Annotated in this window: 13 protein-coding genes; 8 read left to right on the plus strand and 5 right to left on the minus strand. The window is 67.4% G+C overall.

Annotation, left to right across the window (positions count from 1 at the left end; genetic code table 11):
- Positions 1-15: 15 nt before the first annotated feature.
- From IE224_RS04990 to rnr, 4 genes are read left to right on the plus strand one after another with little or no spacing between them, the layout of a single operon-like run.
- Entirely contained in the window at positions 16-780 is a 765-nt protein-coding gene (locus IE224_RS04990; protein ID WP_191308735.1) for a sulfite exporter TauE/SafE family protein, read from the plus strand.
- A gap of 1 nt (position 781) precedes the next feature.
- Positions 782-1,918, plus strand: coding sequence for a succinyl-diaminopimelate desuccinylase (gene dapE / locus IE224_RS04995; RefSeq protein ID WP_191308505.1), 1,137 nt, complete (start codon positions 782-784; stop codon positions 1,916-1,918).
- Positions 1,915-2,331: a GNAT family N-acetyltransferase gene (locus IE224_RS05000; RefSeq protein ID WP_167621230.1), complete on the plus strand. Its 417-nt coding sequence runs from the start codon at positions 1,915-1,917 to the stop codon at positions 2,329-2,331. Before dapE ends, IE224_RS05000 begins: the two co-directional genes overlap by 4 nt.
- A gap of 11 nt (positions 2,332-2,342) precedes the next feature.
- On the plus strand, positions 2,343-4,586 hold the full coding sequence (rnr, locus tag IE224_RS05005; protein WP_191308507.1) for a ribonuclease R: 2,244 nt from the start codon (positions 2,343-2,345) through the stop codon (positions 4,584-4,586).
- Positions 4,587-4,646: 60 nt separating this feature from the next.
- Here rnr and IE224_RS05010 read toward each other — a convergent pair whose 3' ends face one another.
- Entirely contained in the window at positions 4,647-5,912 is a 1,266-nt protein-coding gene (locus IE224_RS05010) for an HlyD family type I secretion periplasmic adaptor subunit (protein WP_235986171.1), read from the minus strand.
- Between the two features lie 239 nt (positions 5,913-6,151).
- Positions 6,152-7,903 carry a type I secretion system permease/ATPase gene (locus IE224_RS05015; protein WP_167621232.1) on the minus strand — a complete coding sequence of 584 codons (1,752 nt, stop codon included), beginning with the start codon at positions 7,901-7,903 and terminating at the stop codon, positions 6,152-6,154.
- 194 nt (positions 7,904-8,097) lie between these two features.
- On the opposite strand from IE224_RS05015, the gene IE224_RS05020 reads away from it, so the two are divergent.
- Together IE224_RS05020 and IE224_RS05025 are read left to right on the plus strand one after the other, a co-directional pair.
- Entirely contained in the window at positions 8,098-8,802 is a 705-nt protein-coding gene (locus IE224_RS05020) for an MlaA family lipoprotein (protein ID WP_167623359.1), read from the plus strand.
- On the plus strand, positions 8,792-9,391 hold the full coding sequence (locus tag IE224_RS05025) for an MlaC/ttg2D family ABC transporter substrate-binding protein (protein WP_191308508.1): 600 nt from the start codon (positions 8,792-8,794) through the stop codon (positions 9,389-9,391). Before IE224_RS05020 ends, IE224_RS05025 begins: the two co-directional genes overlap by 11 nt.
- 70 nt (positions 9,392-9,461) lie before the next feature.
- Here IE224_RS05025 and IE224_RS05030 read toward each other — a convergent pair whose 3' ends face one another.
- From IE224_RS05030 to IE224_RS05040, 3 genes are all read right to left on the minus strand, one after another.
- Entirely contained in the window at positions 9,462-11,714 is a 2,253-nt protein-coding gene (locus tag IE224_RS05030) for a transglycosylase domain-containing protein (protein WP_191308510.1), read from the minus strand.
- A gap of 161 nt (positions 11,715-11,875) precedes the next feature.
- Positions 11,876-13,282 carry an ammonium transporter gene (locus tag IE224_RS05035; protein WP_373305507.1) on the minus strand — a complete coding sequence of 469 codons (1,407 nt, stop codon included), beginning with the start codon at positions 13,280-13,282 and terminating at the stop codon, positions 11,876-11,878.
- 252 nt (positions 13,283-13,534) lie between these two features.
- Entirely contained in the window at positions 13,535-14,536 is a 1,002-nt protein-coding gene (locus tag IE224_RS05040) for a polyprenyl synthetase family protein (protein WP_191308514.1), read from the minus strand.
- Positions 14,537-14,611: 75 nt separating this feature from the next.
- Here IE224_RS05040 and IE224_RS05045 point away from each other — a divergent pair, with 75 nt between their 5' ends.
- Both IE224_RS05045 and IE224_RS05050 read left to right on the plus strand, forming a co-directional pair.
- The gene (locus IE224_RS05045; protein ID WP_167621236.1) at positions 14,612-14,821 is read left to right on the plus strand and encodes a putative signal transducing protein; all 210 of its coding nucleotides are present in this window, start codon (positions 14,612-14,614) and stop codon (positions 14,819-14,821) included.
- Entirely contained in the window at positions 14,814-15,572 is a 759-nt protein-coding gene (locus IE224_RS05050) for a tRNA1(Val) (adenine(37)-N6)-methyltransferase (protein WP_191308515.1), read from the plus strand. The genes IE224_RS05045 and IE224_RS05050 overlap by 8 nt, the downstream gene beginning before the upstream one ends.
- Positions 15,573-15,577: the final 5 nt, after the last annotated feature.

The raw sequence follows: 15,577 nt of genomic DNA on the forward strand, positions 1-15,577 counted from the left end.
GCTAGCTTGCCAAGCATGTTTGGACTGGATCCCTGGCAATTCTGGACGATCTTCGCCGTGACGGGCTTTGCGGGCTTCGTGAAGGGGGCGATCGGCTTTGCCATGCCGCTGATCATGGCCTCGGCCTTCGCGTCCATCCTGCCGCCGCAGGTGGCGCTTGCGGCGCTGATCCTGCCGGTGCTGACCACCAACGTCCACCAGGCCCTTCGCCAGGGACCGGCAGCCGCCGCCCAGTCGGTGCGCAACTTCCGCTGGCACATCGCGATGGTGCTGGTCTTCCTGATGCTGTCGGCGGGAATGGCGCGCCAGATCCCGCAGGGGCTGATGTATGCGCTGCTGGGCCTGCCGATCCTGGGCTTCGCGCTGTGGCAACTGGCAGGCCGGCCGATGACCCTGTCCATCCACCACCGCCGCCGGGCCGAGATCGCGACCGGCATCGTCGGCGGGCTTTACGGCGGCGTGTCCGGCATCTGGGGGCCGCCGCTGGTCGTGCTGCTGCTGTCGCTGGGGGTGGACAAGCGCGAACAGGTCCGCGTGCAGGGCGTGGTCTTCCTGCTGGGGGCGACCGGACTGACCTTGGCCCACCTGGTTTCGGGCATCCTCAACGCGCAGACCATTCCCTTGTCCGCGGCCCTGTGCATCCCTGCCTTCGGGGGGATGCTGGCGGGCTTTGCCTTGCAGGACCGCATGGATGTCGCGCAATTTCGCCGCTGGACGCTGATCCTGCTGGTCATCACCGGCCTGAACCTTGTCCGCCGCGCCTTCTCAGACTGGATTTGACATGATCGATGCCGCCGACCTGACCGCTCGCCTGATCCGATGCCCTTCCGTCACGCCGGAAGAAGGCGGTGCCTTGGTGCTGCTGGGCGACCTTTTGGCCGATGCGGGGTTCGAGGTCCACCGCGTCGATCGCAACAGCACGCCCAACCTGTTCGCCCGCTGGGGGGCCAAGGGCGCGCGTGCCTTGGGCTTCAACGGCCATACCGACGTGGTCCCCCCCGGTGACCTTGGGTCCTGGACCCATCCCCCCTTCAGCGGCCATGTCGAGGACGGCATCATCTGGGGACGCGGTGCCACCGACATGAAGTCGGGCGTCGCGGCCTTTGTCGCCGCCGCCATCGACTTCGTGCGCCAGACGCCCCCCGACGGTGCCGTGATCCTGACCATCACCGGGGACGAGGAGGGAACCTCGCGCGACGGCACCATCGCGATCCTCGACTGGATGGAGGCGAATGGCGAGCGGATGGAGGCCTGCATCGTGGGCGAACCGTCCAACCCCGAATACATGGGCGAGATGATGAAGATCGGCCGCCGCGGCTCGGCGACCTATACCGTGACCGCCAAGGGCAAGCAGGGTCACGCGGCCTATCCGCACCGCGCGAAAAACCCGCTGCACGCGCTGACGGCATACCTGAACGACCTGATCGCCGCGCCACTGGACGCAGGCACCGACCACTTCGACCCGACAGGGTTGCAGATCACCAGTATCGACTGCGGCAATCCTGCGTCCAACGTGATCCCCGAAACGGCGCGCGCCGTGGTCAACATCCGCTTCAACGACCTGCATACCGGGGCCAGCCTGGAAGCCGAACTGAAGACCCGCGCTGCCCGCGTGACCGAGGCGACCGGCGTCAGCCTGACCATCGACAGCTATGTCAGCGGCGAGGCCTTCCTGACCCAGCCCGGCCCCTTCGTCGATCTGGTGCAAAGCGTCGTCACGCAGGAAACCAACCGCCAGCCGGTCCTGTCCACCAGCGGCGGCACATCCGACGCGCGCTTTGTCAAGAACCACTGCCCGGTGGTCGAATTCGGCCTTGTCGGCGCCTATATGCACCAGGTGGACGAACGCGTGCCCGTGGCGCAGGTCCAGCAACTCAAGACCATCTACCAGCGGATCCTGGAAAAATATTTCGAATGAAGATCGAACAGACCACCGACCTTGCCGCCTGCCTTGCCCTGCGCCGCACCGTGTTCATCGAGGAGCAGCGCGTCCCCGAGGATCGCGAGATCGACGGGCTGGACGACAGCGCCCTCCACCTGCTGGCGACCAAGGACGGCCAGCCCATCGGCAGCGCCCGCATCCTGCTGGACGGCGACACGGGCAAGATCGGCCGCGTCTGCGTGCTGCCGCAGGCGCGCGGCACGGGCCTGGGCGCGGCGCTGATCCGGGCCGCGCTTGACGTGCTGCGGGTCCAGCCGGGCATCACGCGCGCCAAGCTGGGGGCGCAGACCCATGCGCTTGGCTTTTACGAAAAGCTGGGCTTCACCGCTTATGGTCCGGTTTACGACGATGCCGGAATCCCGCATCGTGACATGACCCGCGACCTTTGAAGGACCGAAACATGGCCCAGCTTCCCAGCAAGGAACAGATCATGGAATGGGTCGCGGAACATCCCGACGCCAATTCCAAGCGCGACATCGCCAAGGCCTTCGGCATCAAGGGCGCCGAGCGGATCGAGTTGAAGCGCCTGCTGAAGGAACTGGAAGGCGAGGGTCATCTGGAACGCCGCCGCCGTCATTACCTTGACGCGGAACGCCTGCCGCCGGTGACGGTGCTGGAACTTCTGCCGCCGGACGGGTCGGGCGACCTGTTCGCGCGGCCGATGGAATGGCAGGGCGACGGCCCGATGCCACGCATCCTTTACGCCCCGCGCGACAGCGACCCCGCGCTTGGCAGGGGAGACCGCTTCCTGGGCCGCCTGGTCGAAGTGCAGGGCGAGGATTACCAGTATCAGGCCCGTCTGATCCGCCGCATCACGGCCGCGCCCCACCGCATCACCGGCATCTTCCGCAAGGAGGCCGAGGGCGGCCGGATCATCCCCATCGACAAGGGCCAGGACAAGGAATGGCGCGTCCGCCATGACGCCACGCAGGGCGCGCAGAACGGCGAACTGGTTCAGGCCGAACAGGTCGGACCCAAGGGCCGGCTGGGCCTGCCCAGTGCGCGGATCATCGAGCGGCTGGGCGATCCTTCCGCCCCCCGCGCGGTCAGCCTGATTGCCATCCACCAGCACGGTATTCCCGACGATTTCCCCGACGCCGTGATCGCCGAGGCCGAGGGCGCCAAGCCCGCCACCATGAAGGGGCGCGAGGATCTGCGCGACCTGCCCCTGGTGACCATCGACCCCTCGGATGCGCGCGACCATGACGACGCGGTGGCCGCCCATATCGAGGATGACGGCGGCGCCACCATCTGGGTCGCCATCGCCGATGTCGCCCATTACGTCACCCCCGGCAGCGCCCTTGATCGCGAGGCATGGCTGCGCGGCAATTCCACCTATTTCCCCGACCGCGTCGTGCCGATGCTGCCCGAGGCGCTGTCGGCCGACCTGTGTTCGCTGCACGAAGGCGTGGACCGGCCGGTCATCGCGGTGCGGATGCGGCTGGACGCGCAGGGCAACAAGATCAGCCACAATTTCCATCGCGGCATGATGAACAGCCGCGCCAGCCTTGCCTATGAACAGGCGCAGGCGGCAGCCGACGGCAACCCGGATGCGCAGTCCGAGCCGCTGATGGACAACGTGATCCGCCCGCTGTGGCACGCCTACGGTCTGCTTAAGGATGCCCGCGCCCGTCGCCAGCCGCTGGATCTGGACCTTCCGGAACGCCGGATCGAACTGACCCCGGACGGCCGCGTCAAGTCGGTCAACTTCCGCGAACGCTTCGATGCCCATCGCCTGATCGAGGAGTTCATGGTCTTGGCCAATGTCGCCGCGGCCGAGGAACTGACCCGCCGCCAGCGCCCGCTTCTGTTCCGGGTGCATGAGGAACCGAGCCTCGCCAAGATCGACGCGCTGCGCGAGGTGGCCCAGGCTTCGGGCTTTACGCTGGCCAAGGGGCAGGTGCTGCATACCAGCCACCTGAACCGCCTGCTGGCCCAGTCAGAAGGCACCGATTTCGACGAGCTGATCAACATCAGCACGCTGCGGTCCATGACGCAGGCCTATTACCATCCGGAAAACTTCGGCCATTTCGGGCTTGCGCTGAAAAGCTATGCCCATTTCACCTCGCCCATCCGGCGCTATTCCGACCTGGTGGTGCACCGGGCGCTGATCAGCGGCCATGGCTGGGGCAAGGACGGCCTCAGCCCCCAGGACATGGACCGCCTGTCTGAAACCGCCACCCATATCAGCGAAACCGAACGCCGCAGCATGGCCGCCGAACGCGACACGACGGACCGCTATCTGGCGGCCTTCCTGTCCGAACGCGTGGGCACCGAGATGACCGGCCGGATCAGCGGCGTCCAGAAATTCGGCGCCTTCGTCAAGCTGGACGAGACCGGGGCCGATGGGCTTCTGCCGATCCGCGCCATCGGGAACGAATATTTCCACTTCGATCCTGACGCGCAGATGCTGATCGGCAGCGATACGGGGCTGGAAATCGGGCTGGGTCAGCGGGTCACCGTGCGCCTGGCCGAGGCAGTCCCGATGACCGGAGGCTTGACGCTGGACCTGCTGGAGTTGGAGGGCCAGCCCCTGCCGCGAAGCCCGCAGAAGGGCAAGGGCAGGCGCGGACCGCGTCCCATGTCCACCAAGTCCCGGCTTTCGGAAATCAAGCGCGCGACCAAGCGCCGCCGCAAGCGCTAGGCGCCTCTTCATCTTGGCGACAATATCCCGGGGGGCGTGGGGAGCTGGCCCCCCACGCCGTCAGCTTTCCCGGAAGGCCCTGTTGAAGTAGTCCGCCAGGGGCTTCATCAGGTAATCCATCGGGCTGCGCTCTCCGGTCTGGATGAAGACCTCGACCGGCATCCCCGGGACCAGGGCCAGGTCGCCCAGCTTTTCAAGCTGATCGGCCGGGATCGTGACCTCGGCGCGGTAATAGGGCATCTGCGTCGCCTCGTCGGTCAGGGCATCGGCCGAGACGCGGCCCAGAACCCCGTCGATTTCCGGCGTCGTGCGCGACGAAAAGGCCGAGAACCGCAGCACCACCGGCTGGCCCACCTGAACCTCGTCCACGTTGATCGTGGCCAGGCGCGCGCTGACGACCAGCGGGCGGTCCTGCGGGATCACGTAAAGCACGGGGTCGGCAGGGCGGATCACCGAACGGGGCGTGGTCACCTGGAGGTTGTAGATGACGCCTGCGGCGGGCGCGCGAATGTCCAGCCGGTCGATCTGTTCGGTTAGGCCGCGCCGGCGTTCGGCCAGTTCCAGTTCCCGGTAACCCAGGTCGCGCAGTTCCGTTTCCGCTTCCTCGCGGCGTTCGGCCCCCAGGCGCAGCCGCTGGATATCCAATTCGGTCTGGCGCGTCTCGGCGGCCGCGCGGCTGGCCTTCAACTCGCCCAGCCGGCCGTCGAGACTTGCCGCCTCGCGCTCAAGCGCCAGCACGCGCGAGGCTTGGGCCAGACCGCGATCCAGCAGCGATTGCTGGTCCTCCAGTTCCTCGCCGATCAGTTCGCGCTGCCGGTCGAGCGCGACGATCTGCGCGTCGATGCCGTCGACCTGCTGGCGGACCTGCTCGGACTGCTTTTCGAGCTGCTCGATCGACTGGCGCAACGTGTCGCGGCGGGTCTCGAACAGGCTGCGCTGTCCTTCGACCAGCTCCTGCAGTTCGGCGTTGCCCGAGGCCGCGTCCAGCAACTGCTGTGGGACTTCCATGGTCTCGGCATCGGCGCGTTCGGCTTCCAGCCGGCCGCGGCGGGCGAGGATCTCGAAATACTGGCCCTCGACGATGGCATGTTCCGTGCGCAAAAGGCTGCCGTCCAGGCGCATCAGGGTTTGTCCCGCCTTGACCGACTGGCCGTCCTTGACCAGGATTTCCTCGACCACGCCGCCGTCGGGATGCTGCACGACCTGGCGCTGCTGTTCGACCTCGACCTGGCCCGAGGCGACGACCGCGCCGGCAATGCGGCTCTGGATTGCCCAAACCGCGAAGCCGCCCAACAGCAGGGCAATGGCGGCCAGCCCCGCGATCATCGCGCCGCGCACGGACCAGCGGGACGGGTCCGGCGGCGCGATCGGCCGGGGCGGGGCGGGGGGCTGCGGCGGCTCGACCGGCGGGGCCGGCTGCGCGGGGGCCGCGGCGGGGCGCGGTTGAGGTCCGGGAACCGGCGCGTCGACCGGCGGCGCGATGCGGCTGGACAGGATGCCGGTCTGTATCCCGCCGGGACGCGGGGCGGGGGTCTGGCCGCCTTCGGGCTTCTTCTGGTCGTCGCTCATGATACGCCCCCCGTGCGACCGGCTTCCTGGGACTTGAGAATCTGTGCCGAGTTCTGCACCATTTCCTGCAACACCTTGTCGCGCGGCCCGAAGGCACGTCGCATTCCTTGTTCCATGACCAGCAGCAGGTCGCATTCGTTGATCGCCGCCGGCCGGTGGGCCATGATGATGACGCAGCCGTTCTGCGCCTTGATCCGGCGGATCGCCGCGTTCAGCGCCATCGACCCCTCGTTGTCGAGGTTCGAGTTGGGCTCGTCCAGCACCAGCATGACCGGGTCCGGATACAGCGCCCGCGCCAGGCCGACCCGCTGGATCTGGCCGCCCGACAGCCGGCCCGTCGCCTGGCTGATCCGCGTGTCATAGCCCTGCGGCAAATCCAGGATCATCTGGTGCGCCGCAGCCGCCTGGGCGGCGCGAACCACGCGGGCCGGGTCCATGTCGGGCGACAGGCGCGCGATGTTTTCGGCAATGGTGCCGTCGAACAGCGTCACCTGCTGCGGCAGATAGCCGATCATGTTGCCCAGCACGTCGGGGTCATATTGGTCCAGCGTCGCGCCGCCCAGCCGTATCGAGCCCGCGCCAACCGGCCATGCGCCGATCAGCGCCTTGGCCAGGGTCGATTTGCCGGCACCCGACGGGCCGATCACGCCAAGCGCCTGCCCCGGCGCCACGGCGAAGGTCACGCCGCGCACGGTCGCCACGTTCTGCCCCGGAGGCGCGACCGACAACTGGCGCACCTCGATCACGGCCTCGGGGCGGGGCAGGGGCGTCTGCGGCACCTGGGCGGGCTGGCGCGACAGCAGGCGGGCCAGCCGTTCCCAGGCATCCTGCGCAGCCTGCACCATTGGCCAGCCGCCGACCAGTTGCTCCACCGGCGCAAGCGCGCGGCCCATCATGATCGAGCTTGCGATCATCGCGCCGGGCGTCACCGCCTGCTGCAGCACAAGCCATGCGCCTGCGGCCAGCATCGCGCTTTGCAGGAACAGCCGGAAGCTTTTCGAAAAGACCGTGAAGCCGGACTGAAGGTCTGCCCCGCGGACCGATTGCTCTTGCGCCTCGGCCCTGGCCTTGCGCCAGCGGGCATAGGTCGCGCCGCGCATCCCCAGGGCGCCGATGACCTCGCCCTCGTCCCGGTACAGATCCGCCATGCGCTGGGCCTGGGCCGAAGCGACATTGGATTGCTGCAGCGGCGTCTTCGTCAGGGTTCGGTTGGCAAGCGTGGACACGACAAGGATCGCGCCGCCGATGGTCGCCACCACGCCCAGCAGCGGGTGGAAGATATAGACGGCCGCCAGGAACAGGGGCGCCCAGGGCAGGTCGAAAACCGCCAGAAGCACCGGCGATCCGATCAGCCGCTGGACCGTGTCCAGGTCGCGCATCCCGCTGGCCGCCGCCGCAGATTCGTCGCCCGAGATCGCACCCTCGCGCAGGGCGGCGGTGAAGACCCGCCCTTCCAGCTTGTCCTGGAAACGCGCGGCCAGCCGCTGCATCACGCGCGCCCGGATGAAGTCCACGAACCCCATCAGCAGGAACAGGAACACCACCAGCACGAACAGCGCCGTCAGCGTCTCGACCGACCGGGATGCCAGGACGCGGTCATAGACCTGCAGCATGAACAGCGGACCGGTCAGCATCAGCAGGTTCACGACCGCCGAAAACAGCGCCACCGCGCCCAGCAGCGGCAGGCCCGCGGCGCGGGCCTTGCGCAGTTCCTTGGCGCCTTCCTGGAAAGCGGGCGACTTGCTCATTCAACCATCCTTCATTCATCAACCGGCGGTGCCGGCCTTGCCGCAGGGCCTGCACGCCAGTATGCGAAGATACTGCCTACGGTCATGCCCCTTGTCTTATTCCGAAAAGGTTAGGAGATCCTTTGCCTCGCTTGTCCCTTTTCGCTTCGCTGGCCCTTGGCCTGATTCTGGCCGGCTGCGCGTCGGAACCTGTGATGCAGGACGGCATCCGCGTCAACGACCCCTATGAAGCGCAGAACCGCCGCGTCCATGCCTTCAACAAGGGTCTGGACCGCACGGTGATCGCGCCGGTCTCGAACCTGGTGTCGTCGGGCGAGAAGGCCCCGGGCCAGACGGGCGCGATGGATCTGGTCATCAACGCAGGCTCCAACCTGTCGCTGCCGGGCAAGGTCGTCAACAGCGTCCTGCAGGGCCGGCCCGAACCCGCGATCAAGAACTTTTTCCGCTTTGCGGTCAACACGACGCTGGGAATGGGCGGCCTGTTGGATCCGGCCGGCAAGGACTTCGGCCTGCCCGAGCAGGACACCGATTTCGGCGAAACGCTGGCCGTCTGGGGCGTGCCCGAGGGCGCCTATCTGGAACTGCCCGTCCTTGGTCCCTCGACCCAACGGGACGCCGTGGGCAAGGTCGTCGATCTGGCGATCGACCCGCTTTATCATCTGCTGCACCGCGACGGCGCATGGGCGGCTTTTGGCCTACGGGTCGCGTCAAAAGCTGGTGAGCGGGCGCGTTTCGGGGACACGGTGGATAGTGTTCTGCAAGGCAGTGCGGATAGCTATGCCCAGGTGCGGCTGATCTATCTGATGCACCGCCGCCACGAATTGAACCAGGGAGGGGCCGAGATTGACCCATATGCCGATACCGCCGCGCAGGATGCCATCGACCCTTATGCCGAATGACCGGCGCGGCGTCCTGGCGCTGATCGGCGGCGCGGCCGCCTTTTCGCTGGCACCGATACGCGGCTGGTCGCTGGACGCGAACCAGGCCCGTGCGCTGATCGACACGGCCCTGGGCGAGGTTTACAGGGTCATCAACTCGGGCCAGCAGCCGGCGCAGATGTATCGGGATTTCGAAGCGATCTTCGCCCGCTATGCCGATGTGGACGTGATCGCCCGTTCGGCCCTTGGTCCCGCCGCCCGGCAGGCCGATCCGCGCGCCCTTGCCGCCTATACCCAAGCCTTCCAGGGTTATATCGGCCGCAAGTACGGCAAGCGCTTCCGCGAGTTCGTCGGCTCGAAGATCGAGGTGACGGGCGCGCGCCCGCTGAAAAGCTTCTATGCCGTGACCTCGGTCGCCTATCTGAACGGACGTGCCCCCATGGAGGTCGAGTGGCACGTGTCGAACAAGTCCGGCCGCGACAAGTTCTTCAACATCATCATCGAGGGCGTGAACATGCTGGCCAGCGAACGCGCCGAGATCGCCGCCATGCTGACGGCGCGCCGCGGCGATCTGGCGGCGCTGACCGCGGATTTGCAGGCGTCGGGTTAACGTCGCCTCGCAGATTGCGCCACAAGAAAGCCCGGCGAAAGCCGGGCTTTTGCTTGTGATGATGGGGGGATCAGTTCCCCCCCAGTATCCCGTTCAGCGCCCGGCTCAGCGCATCATCCGAACTGGCGGTGCTGCTGTCACCGGGCGTCTGGGGCGCGGTGACCTGCGTCGGCACCCCGGGGGCGGGGTTGGCCGAGTTGACGGCCCCCGCAAGCGCGGCCGCCAGCGGATCGTCCGCCGAACCCGAGGTCACGACCTTGGGCGCGCCGTCGTTCGACAACAGGATCCCGCTTCCGTCCGGGGACACCGTGGACAGCGGCAGTTCCGGCAGGCCCTCGTGGATGTCGGTCATCACGGCCTGCCAGATCTCGGCGGGCAGGCCGCCCCCCGTCACGCCCTTCAGCGGCGTGTTGTCGTCGTATCCCATCCAGACGCCGACCACGTATTGTTCGGAAAAGCCCACGAACCAGGCGTCGCGATAGCTGCTGGTGGTGCCGGTCTTGCCCGCGACGGGGCGCGAGCCCATCTTCGCGCGTCTGCCGGTGCCGCTGTCGATGACCTGCTGCATCATGTAGATCAACTGGCCCGCTGCCCGCTGGCTGATGACGCGGGCGCCCATGCCGCCAGACTGGCCCATCAGGGGCTGGTCGTCGCCCGCGATGCGCAGCTCGACCAGGCCATAGGGGGCGACCGCCGTGCCGCCGTTGCGGATGCCCGCATAGGCGCCGGTCAGTTCCATCAGCGTCGCCTCGGACGCGCCCAGGCCCAGCGACGGGCTGGTGGTGAGGTTGCTGACGATGCCGAAGTCGTGGGCGATGCGGCGCACCGCGTCGCGGCCAACGGCTTCCTGAAGGCGGATCGTGGCGGTGTTCAGCGACTGCTTCAGCGCCGTCGTCAGCGTCACGTTGCCATAGAAGCGGCGGGTATAGTTCTGGGGCGACCAGGGGCGGCCGCCGGGAATGCGGATGGTCAGGGGTCCGTCCTCGACCCGGTCGCCGGGACCATAGCCCGCTTCCAGCGCGGCGGCATAGACGAAGGGCTTGAAGCTGGACCCGGTCTGGCGCTTGGCCTGGACCGCGCGGTTGAAAGCGCCGTTCACCACGCTGTCGCGCCCGCCGATGATGGCCCGGACCGCGCCGTCGGCCGACATCACCACCACGGCGGCCTCGGCCTTGGAATTGTCGCTGACCTTCTCGTCGAAGATGCGCTTCAGCGCGCGTTCGGCGGCGGTCTGGATGCGCGGGTCGAAGGTCGTGCGGATCGTCACATCCTCGGTCGTCTCGCTGGTCAGGAAGCCGGGGCCGGATTCCATCACCCAGTCGGCGAAGTATCCGCCGGCGCGCGCCTCGGCCGCCTGGGACAGTTGCGCGGGATTGGCGCGGGCCTGCTCGGCCTCGGCGGGGGTCAGGTAGCCTTCCTCGGTCATCAGGCCCAGGACCACGCTGGCCCGGTTCTGGGCACGCTGCAGGTTCGCAGTCGGCGCGAAATAGCTGGGCGCCTGCAGAAGGCCCGCCAGCATCGCGGCCTCTGACGCATTCACGTCGGAGGCGGGCTTGTTGAAGTAACGCTGGCTCGCGGCCTCGAAGCCGCGCGCGCCGCCGCCCATGTAGGACCGGTTCATGTAGATGTTGAGGATGTCGTCCTTGGAATACTTGGCTTCCAGGGCGAAGGCGTAAGGCACTTCCTTGATCTTGCGCCACAGCGAGGTGACGCGGCAGTCCTGTTCGAACTCGGCCTCGTTCTTCCAGCGGATCGGGTCGAAGCTGTCGCCCAGGCACAGCAGTTTCGCGACCTGCTGGGTGATGGTGGATCCGCCGTGGCCTTCCAGCGCGCCGCGGCCTTCGGACAGGTTGATCTTGATGGCGCTGGCGATGCCGATCGGATCGACGCCCAGGTGCCAGTTGAAGCGGCGGTCCTCGGTCGCCATCACGGCTTCCTTCAGGACCGGTGCGATGCGGTCGCTGGTCACCGCGCCATAGGTTTCGCCCCGCCAGGCGAAGACCTTGCCGTCCTGGTCCAGCATGGTGACCGAGCCGCGCGCGCGGGCATCAAACAGGGCCTCGGGTTCGGGCAGCGTCGCGTAGAAATAGGCGGTCGCGCCGCCGACGATCAGGATCATGACCATCGCCAGCCGCCACATCGATCCCCAGAGGATGCGCCAGATCAGGCCGACGGTCCCCGCGATGGTGCGGACCACGACATTGCCGCGCCGGGCAGGAGCCTTGTGGCGGCGGACCGGCGCCTTCTGTTCCGTGGCGGAGGCGCGCTTGTCGGCAACAGGGCTGCGGCCCGTGCGCTTCGGGGTGCCGGTCGGTCGTTTCATGCGTAGATGCCTGCGTTTCTGCCCAGGGCCGTTCGCCGGCCAAATTGGTCCGCACCCTACACGAAGAATCAGCACAGGGGAATTGCCCGCACCAATCCGTGATTTGCGCATGAAAAAGGCCCGGCGGGACGCGCCGGGCCTTTCCTGCAGGGTGTGCGGTGTCAGTTGTAGGCGTTTTCGCCATGGGTGGTGATGTCGAGGCCCTGGCGTTCGTCGGTATCGGTCACACGCAGCCCGATCAGCGCCTTGACGATGTGGATCGCCACAAAGGACACAACGCCCGACCAGACGATCGCGATCACCACGCCCAGCGTCTGGTTCCAGACCTGCGCGCCCATGGAGAATTCGGCCACCGCGTTGGCGCCGTAATCGAAGACGCCCGTCCCGCCCAGCGATGGCGCGGCGAAGACGCCGGTCAGGATCGCGCCGATGATGCCGCCGATCCCGTGGATGCCGAACACGTCCAGGCTGTCATCGATGCCCATGCGCGGCTTCATGCTGATGACGAACCACATGCACAGCAGGCCCGCGATCAGGCCGATGGCGATGGCACCCATGGGGCCAACGAAGCCCGCGGCCGGGGTGATGCCCACAAGGCCCGCGATGGCGCCGGAAATCCCGCCCAAAAGGCTGGGATGGCCGCGGAAGGCCCATTCGCCGAAGGACCATGCCAGCACGCCCGCGGCGGTGGCGACGGCGGTGTTGATCATCGCCAGCGCGGTCAGGCCGTTGGCTTCCAGGTTGGAGCCTGCGTTGAAGCCGAACCAGCCGATCCACAGAAGGCAGCCGCCGATCAGGGTGAAGGACAGGTTGTGGGGGGCCAGCAACTCCTTGCGGTAACCCAGGCGGGGACCAGCGACCATCGCAGCGACCAGGCCCGCAACGCCCGCGTTGATGTGGATGACGGTGCCGCCCGCGAAGTCCAGGGCGCCATGGCCGAACAGCAGCCCCGAAGGGGCGTCATAGGCACTGGGACCGCCCCACCACCAGACCATGTGGGCCATCGGCAGATACGAGAAGACGAACCAGATCACGATGAACATCAGGATCGCGCTGAACTTCAACCGTTCCGCCGTCGCGCCGACGATCAGGGCGGATGCGATGCAGGCGAAGGCCATCTGGAAGATCACGAAGGACAGTTCGGGGATGACCACGCCTGCCGTGAAGCCCTCGACCACGGAATCGGTGCCGACGCCGGACAGGAACATCTTGGACAGCCCGCCGATATAGGGGGTGAAGAAGGTCACGTCCTCGGCCGTGCCCGCGCCGGTGAAGGCCAGCGAGTATCCGAAGGCCACCCACAGGATCGCCATCAGGCTGAAGACCGTCAGCACCTGCATCAGCACCGACAGCATGTTCTTGGCCCGCACGAGGCCGCCATAGAACAGCGCCAGCCCCGGCAGCGTCATCATCATCACCAGGATCGCCGAAACCAGCATCCAGGTCGTGTCGCCCTTGTCCGGCACCGGAACGGCAGCCTCGACCGCGACCGCGGCATCCTGTGCGAATGAAGGCGCCGCAATCAGCATCGCGGCACCGGCAATAAAGGGAGCAGCCCTTGTCATCATCAAATCCCCTTCCATGCGGCACCGGACGCGCCGCCGACGCCCTTTCATGCGGCGCAGGTCAGGGGCTTGCACAGGCTTCGGGCAATGCCGGAACGGGGCCAGACAGGGAATGCCCGCCCAATGGGCGGAACGGACGAGGGTCGCCCGTTTTGCAGGCAGTGCCGGTTTTCGGGATGCCCGCTGGGCTTGCATGACAGGGACCAACCCGCCTGCAGGGCGAGCGGTGTCACGGGAAAGGTGACTGGCTGACGATCAGGCGACGCGGCTGACGACGAAATCCGCAAGATCGGACAGCATGTCGCGGATCGGGTGGGGGGGCAGCTTTGTCAGCGCGGCCTTGGCGGTGGCCGACCACCGCAGCGCATCGGCGCGGGCGGCCTCCATCGCGCCGTGTCGGGCCAGCAGGGCAAGCGCATGTTCCAGGTCCCCGTCCCCTTGGTCGCCCTTCTCGATGGTGCGCGACCAGAAGGCGCGTTCTTCCGCATCTGCCTTGGCGACCGCCTTGATGACCGGCAGGGTCAGCTTGCGTTCGCGGAAATCGTCGCCGACATTCTTGCCGATGGTTTCGGTCGCCCCGCCGTAATCCAGCAGGTCATCGACGATCTGGAAGGCGATGCCCAGGGCGTCGCCATAATCGAACAGCGCCTGCACCTGTTCCGCCGGGGCGCCCGAGATCACGCCGCCCACTTCGGTCGCGGCGGAAAACAGCGCGGCGGTCTTGCCTCGCACCACCTTCAGATAGATGCTTTCGTCCGTGCGCAGATCCTGGGCGGCGGTCAGTTGCAGCACCTCGCCCTCGGCAATGGTGGCGGCGGCATTCGACAGGATCTCCAGCGTGCGCAGGTTGCCGGGTTCGACCATCAGTTGGAAGCTGCGCGCGAACAGATAATCGCCGACCAGCACGCTGGACTTGTTGTCCCACAAAAGGTTTGCTGTCGGCCGCCCGCGCCGCTGGCGGCTTTCGTCCACGACATCGTCATGCAGCAGGGTCGCGGTATGGATGAACTCGACCGTTGCGGCCAGGTGGATATGGAACGGCCCGCCATAGCCCATGATGCGTGCGGCGGCCAGGGTCAGCATGGGCCGCAGCCGCTTGCCGCCAGCCTCGATCAGGTGGGCGGTTACTTCGGGGATGCGGGGGGCGTTCTCGCTGGACATGCGGCCGCGGATCAGGGCGTTGACCGCCTCCATCTCGGCGCCAAGCGCCTCGGACAGCCGATCCAGCGGTTTCTGGACGTTTTCCTGCACACCCATTGCCTTACCCCTTTGCCGCGCCCGTCCCTTGCCATGCCCTCGACATTTGCGCAACCGCCGCCTAGCGTTTCCGCCATGAAAGAACTGTTCCGCAGCAACGATCCCGTCCGCATGTCCCGCGCCCTCGGCCTGCTGGAGGACGAGGGAATCCGGGCTTTTCAGATGGATCAGCACATGAGCGTGCTGGAAGGTTCGCTGGGCATCCTGCCGCAGCGGCTGATGGTCGCGGACCGCGACGAATTCATGGCCCGCGCGATCCTGCGCGATGCCGGCCTGGATGAGTGAGCTAACAAGCGACGGCTTCCTGGGCGGCCGGCTGCGCATCGCCCAGCCCCGGGGCGGCTTTCGGTCGGGCGCCGATGCGGTGATGCTTGCGGCGGCCTGTCCGGCGCAGGCGGGGCAGGCGGTGCTGGACCTGGGCTGCGGGGCGGGGGTCGCCGGCCTGTGCCTGGGCTGGCGGGTGCCGGGTCTGCATCTGGTGGGGCTGGAGCAGCAGGCCGCCTATGCCGATCTGGCGACGCGCAACGCGGCGGCGAATGGGATCGCCATGCAGGTGGTCACAGGCGACCTAGCCCGCCCGCCTGCCCAGCTTCGTTCGCAGATCTTCGACCATGTGATCGCCAACCCGCCCTATTTCCTGGGCGGAACGCCCGCGCCCGATGGCGGCCGTGCCATTGCCCGGCGCGAGGAAACGCCGCTGTCCGTCTGGATCGACAGCGCGCTGCGCCGGTTGCGGCCCCGCGGCATGGTGACGCTGATCCAGCGGGCCGACCGGCTGGACGCGATGCTGGCCTCGCTGTCTGGTCGCGCCGGGTCGGTGGCGATCCTGCCCGTCGCGGGCCGCGCCGGACGCGAGGCGGGGCGGGTGATCGTCCAGGCGACAAAGGGCGCGCGAGGCCCGCTGCGCCTTCTGGCGCCATTTGTCATGCACCGCGCACCGGCCCATCCGGGCGACCGCGAGGATCTGACGGAGGCAGCGTCCGCCGTGCTGCGCGAGGGTTCGCCACTGACAGATTTGTTTGCAAAAGTCTCGTGACAGAA

Source organism: Paracoccus aerius, from assembly GCF_014656455.1.
Taxonomy (GTDB): domain Bacteria; phylum Pseudomonadota; class Alphaproteobacteria; order Rhodobacterales; family Rhodobacteraceae; genus Paracoccus; species Paracoccus aerius.

Bases quoted from the DNA above. Each gene is read 5' to 3' on its own strand.
- IE224_RS04990 (WP_191308735.1), top strand. From the start codon at position 16: ATGTTTGGACTGGATCCCTGGCAATTCTGGACGATCTTCGCCGTGACG.
- dapE (WP_191308505.1), top strand. From the start codon at position 782: ATGATCGATGCCGCCGACCTGACCGCTCGCCTGATCCGATGCCCTTCC.
- IE224_RS05000 (WP_167621230.1), top strand. From the start codon at position 1,915: ATGAAGATCGAACAGACCACCGACCTTGCCGCCTGCCTTGCCCTGCGC.
- rnr (WP_191308507.1), top strand. From the start codon at position 2,343: ATGGCCCAGCTTCCCAGCAAGGAACAGATCATGGAATGGGTCGCGGAA.
- IE224_RS05010 (WP_235986171.1), bottom strand. From the start codon at position 5,912: ATGATCGCGGGGCTGGCCGCCATTGCCCTGCTGTTGGGCGGCTTCGCG.
- IE224_RS05015 (WP_167621232.1), bottom strand. From the start codon at position 7,903: ATGAGCAAGTCGCCCGCTTTCCAGGAAGGCGCCAAGGAACTGCGCAAG.
- IE224_RS05020 (WP_167623359.1), top strand. From the start codon at position 8,098: ATGCAGGACGGCATCCGCGTCAACGACCCCTATGAAGCGCAGAACCGC.
- IE224_RS05025 (WP_191308508.1), top strand. From the start codon at position 8,792: ATGCCGAATGACCGGCGCGGCGTCCTGGCGCTGATCGGCGGCGCGGCC.
- IE224_RS05030 (WP_191308510.1), bottom strand. From the start codon at position 11,714: ATGAAACGACCGACCGGCACCCCGAAGCGCACGGGCCGCAGCCCTGTT.
- IE224_RS05035 (WP_373305507.1), bottom strand. From the start codon at position 13,282: ATGATGACAAGGGCTGCTCCCTTTATTGCCGGTGCCGCGATGCTGATT.
- IE224_RS05040 (WP_191308514.1), bottom strand. From the start codon at position 14,536: ATGGGTGTGCAGGAAAACGTCCAGAAACCGCTGGATCGGCTGTCCGAG.
- IE224_RS05045 (WP_167621236.1), top strand. From the start codon at position 14,612: ATGAAAGAACTGTTCCGCAGCAACGATCCCGTCCGCATGTCCCGCGCC.
- IE224_RS05050 (WP_191308515.1), top strand. From the start codon at position 14,814: ATGAGTGAGCTAACAAGCGACGGCTTCCTGGGCGGCCGGCTGCGCATC.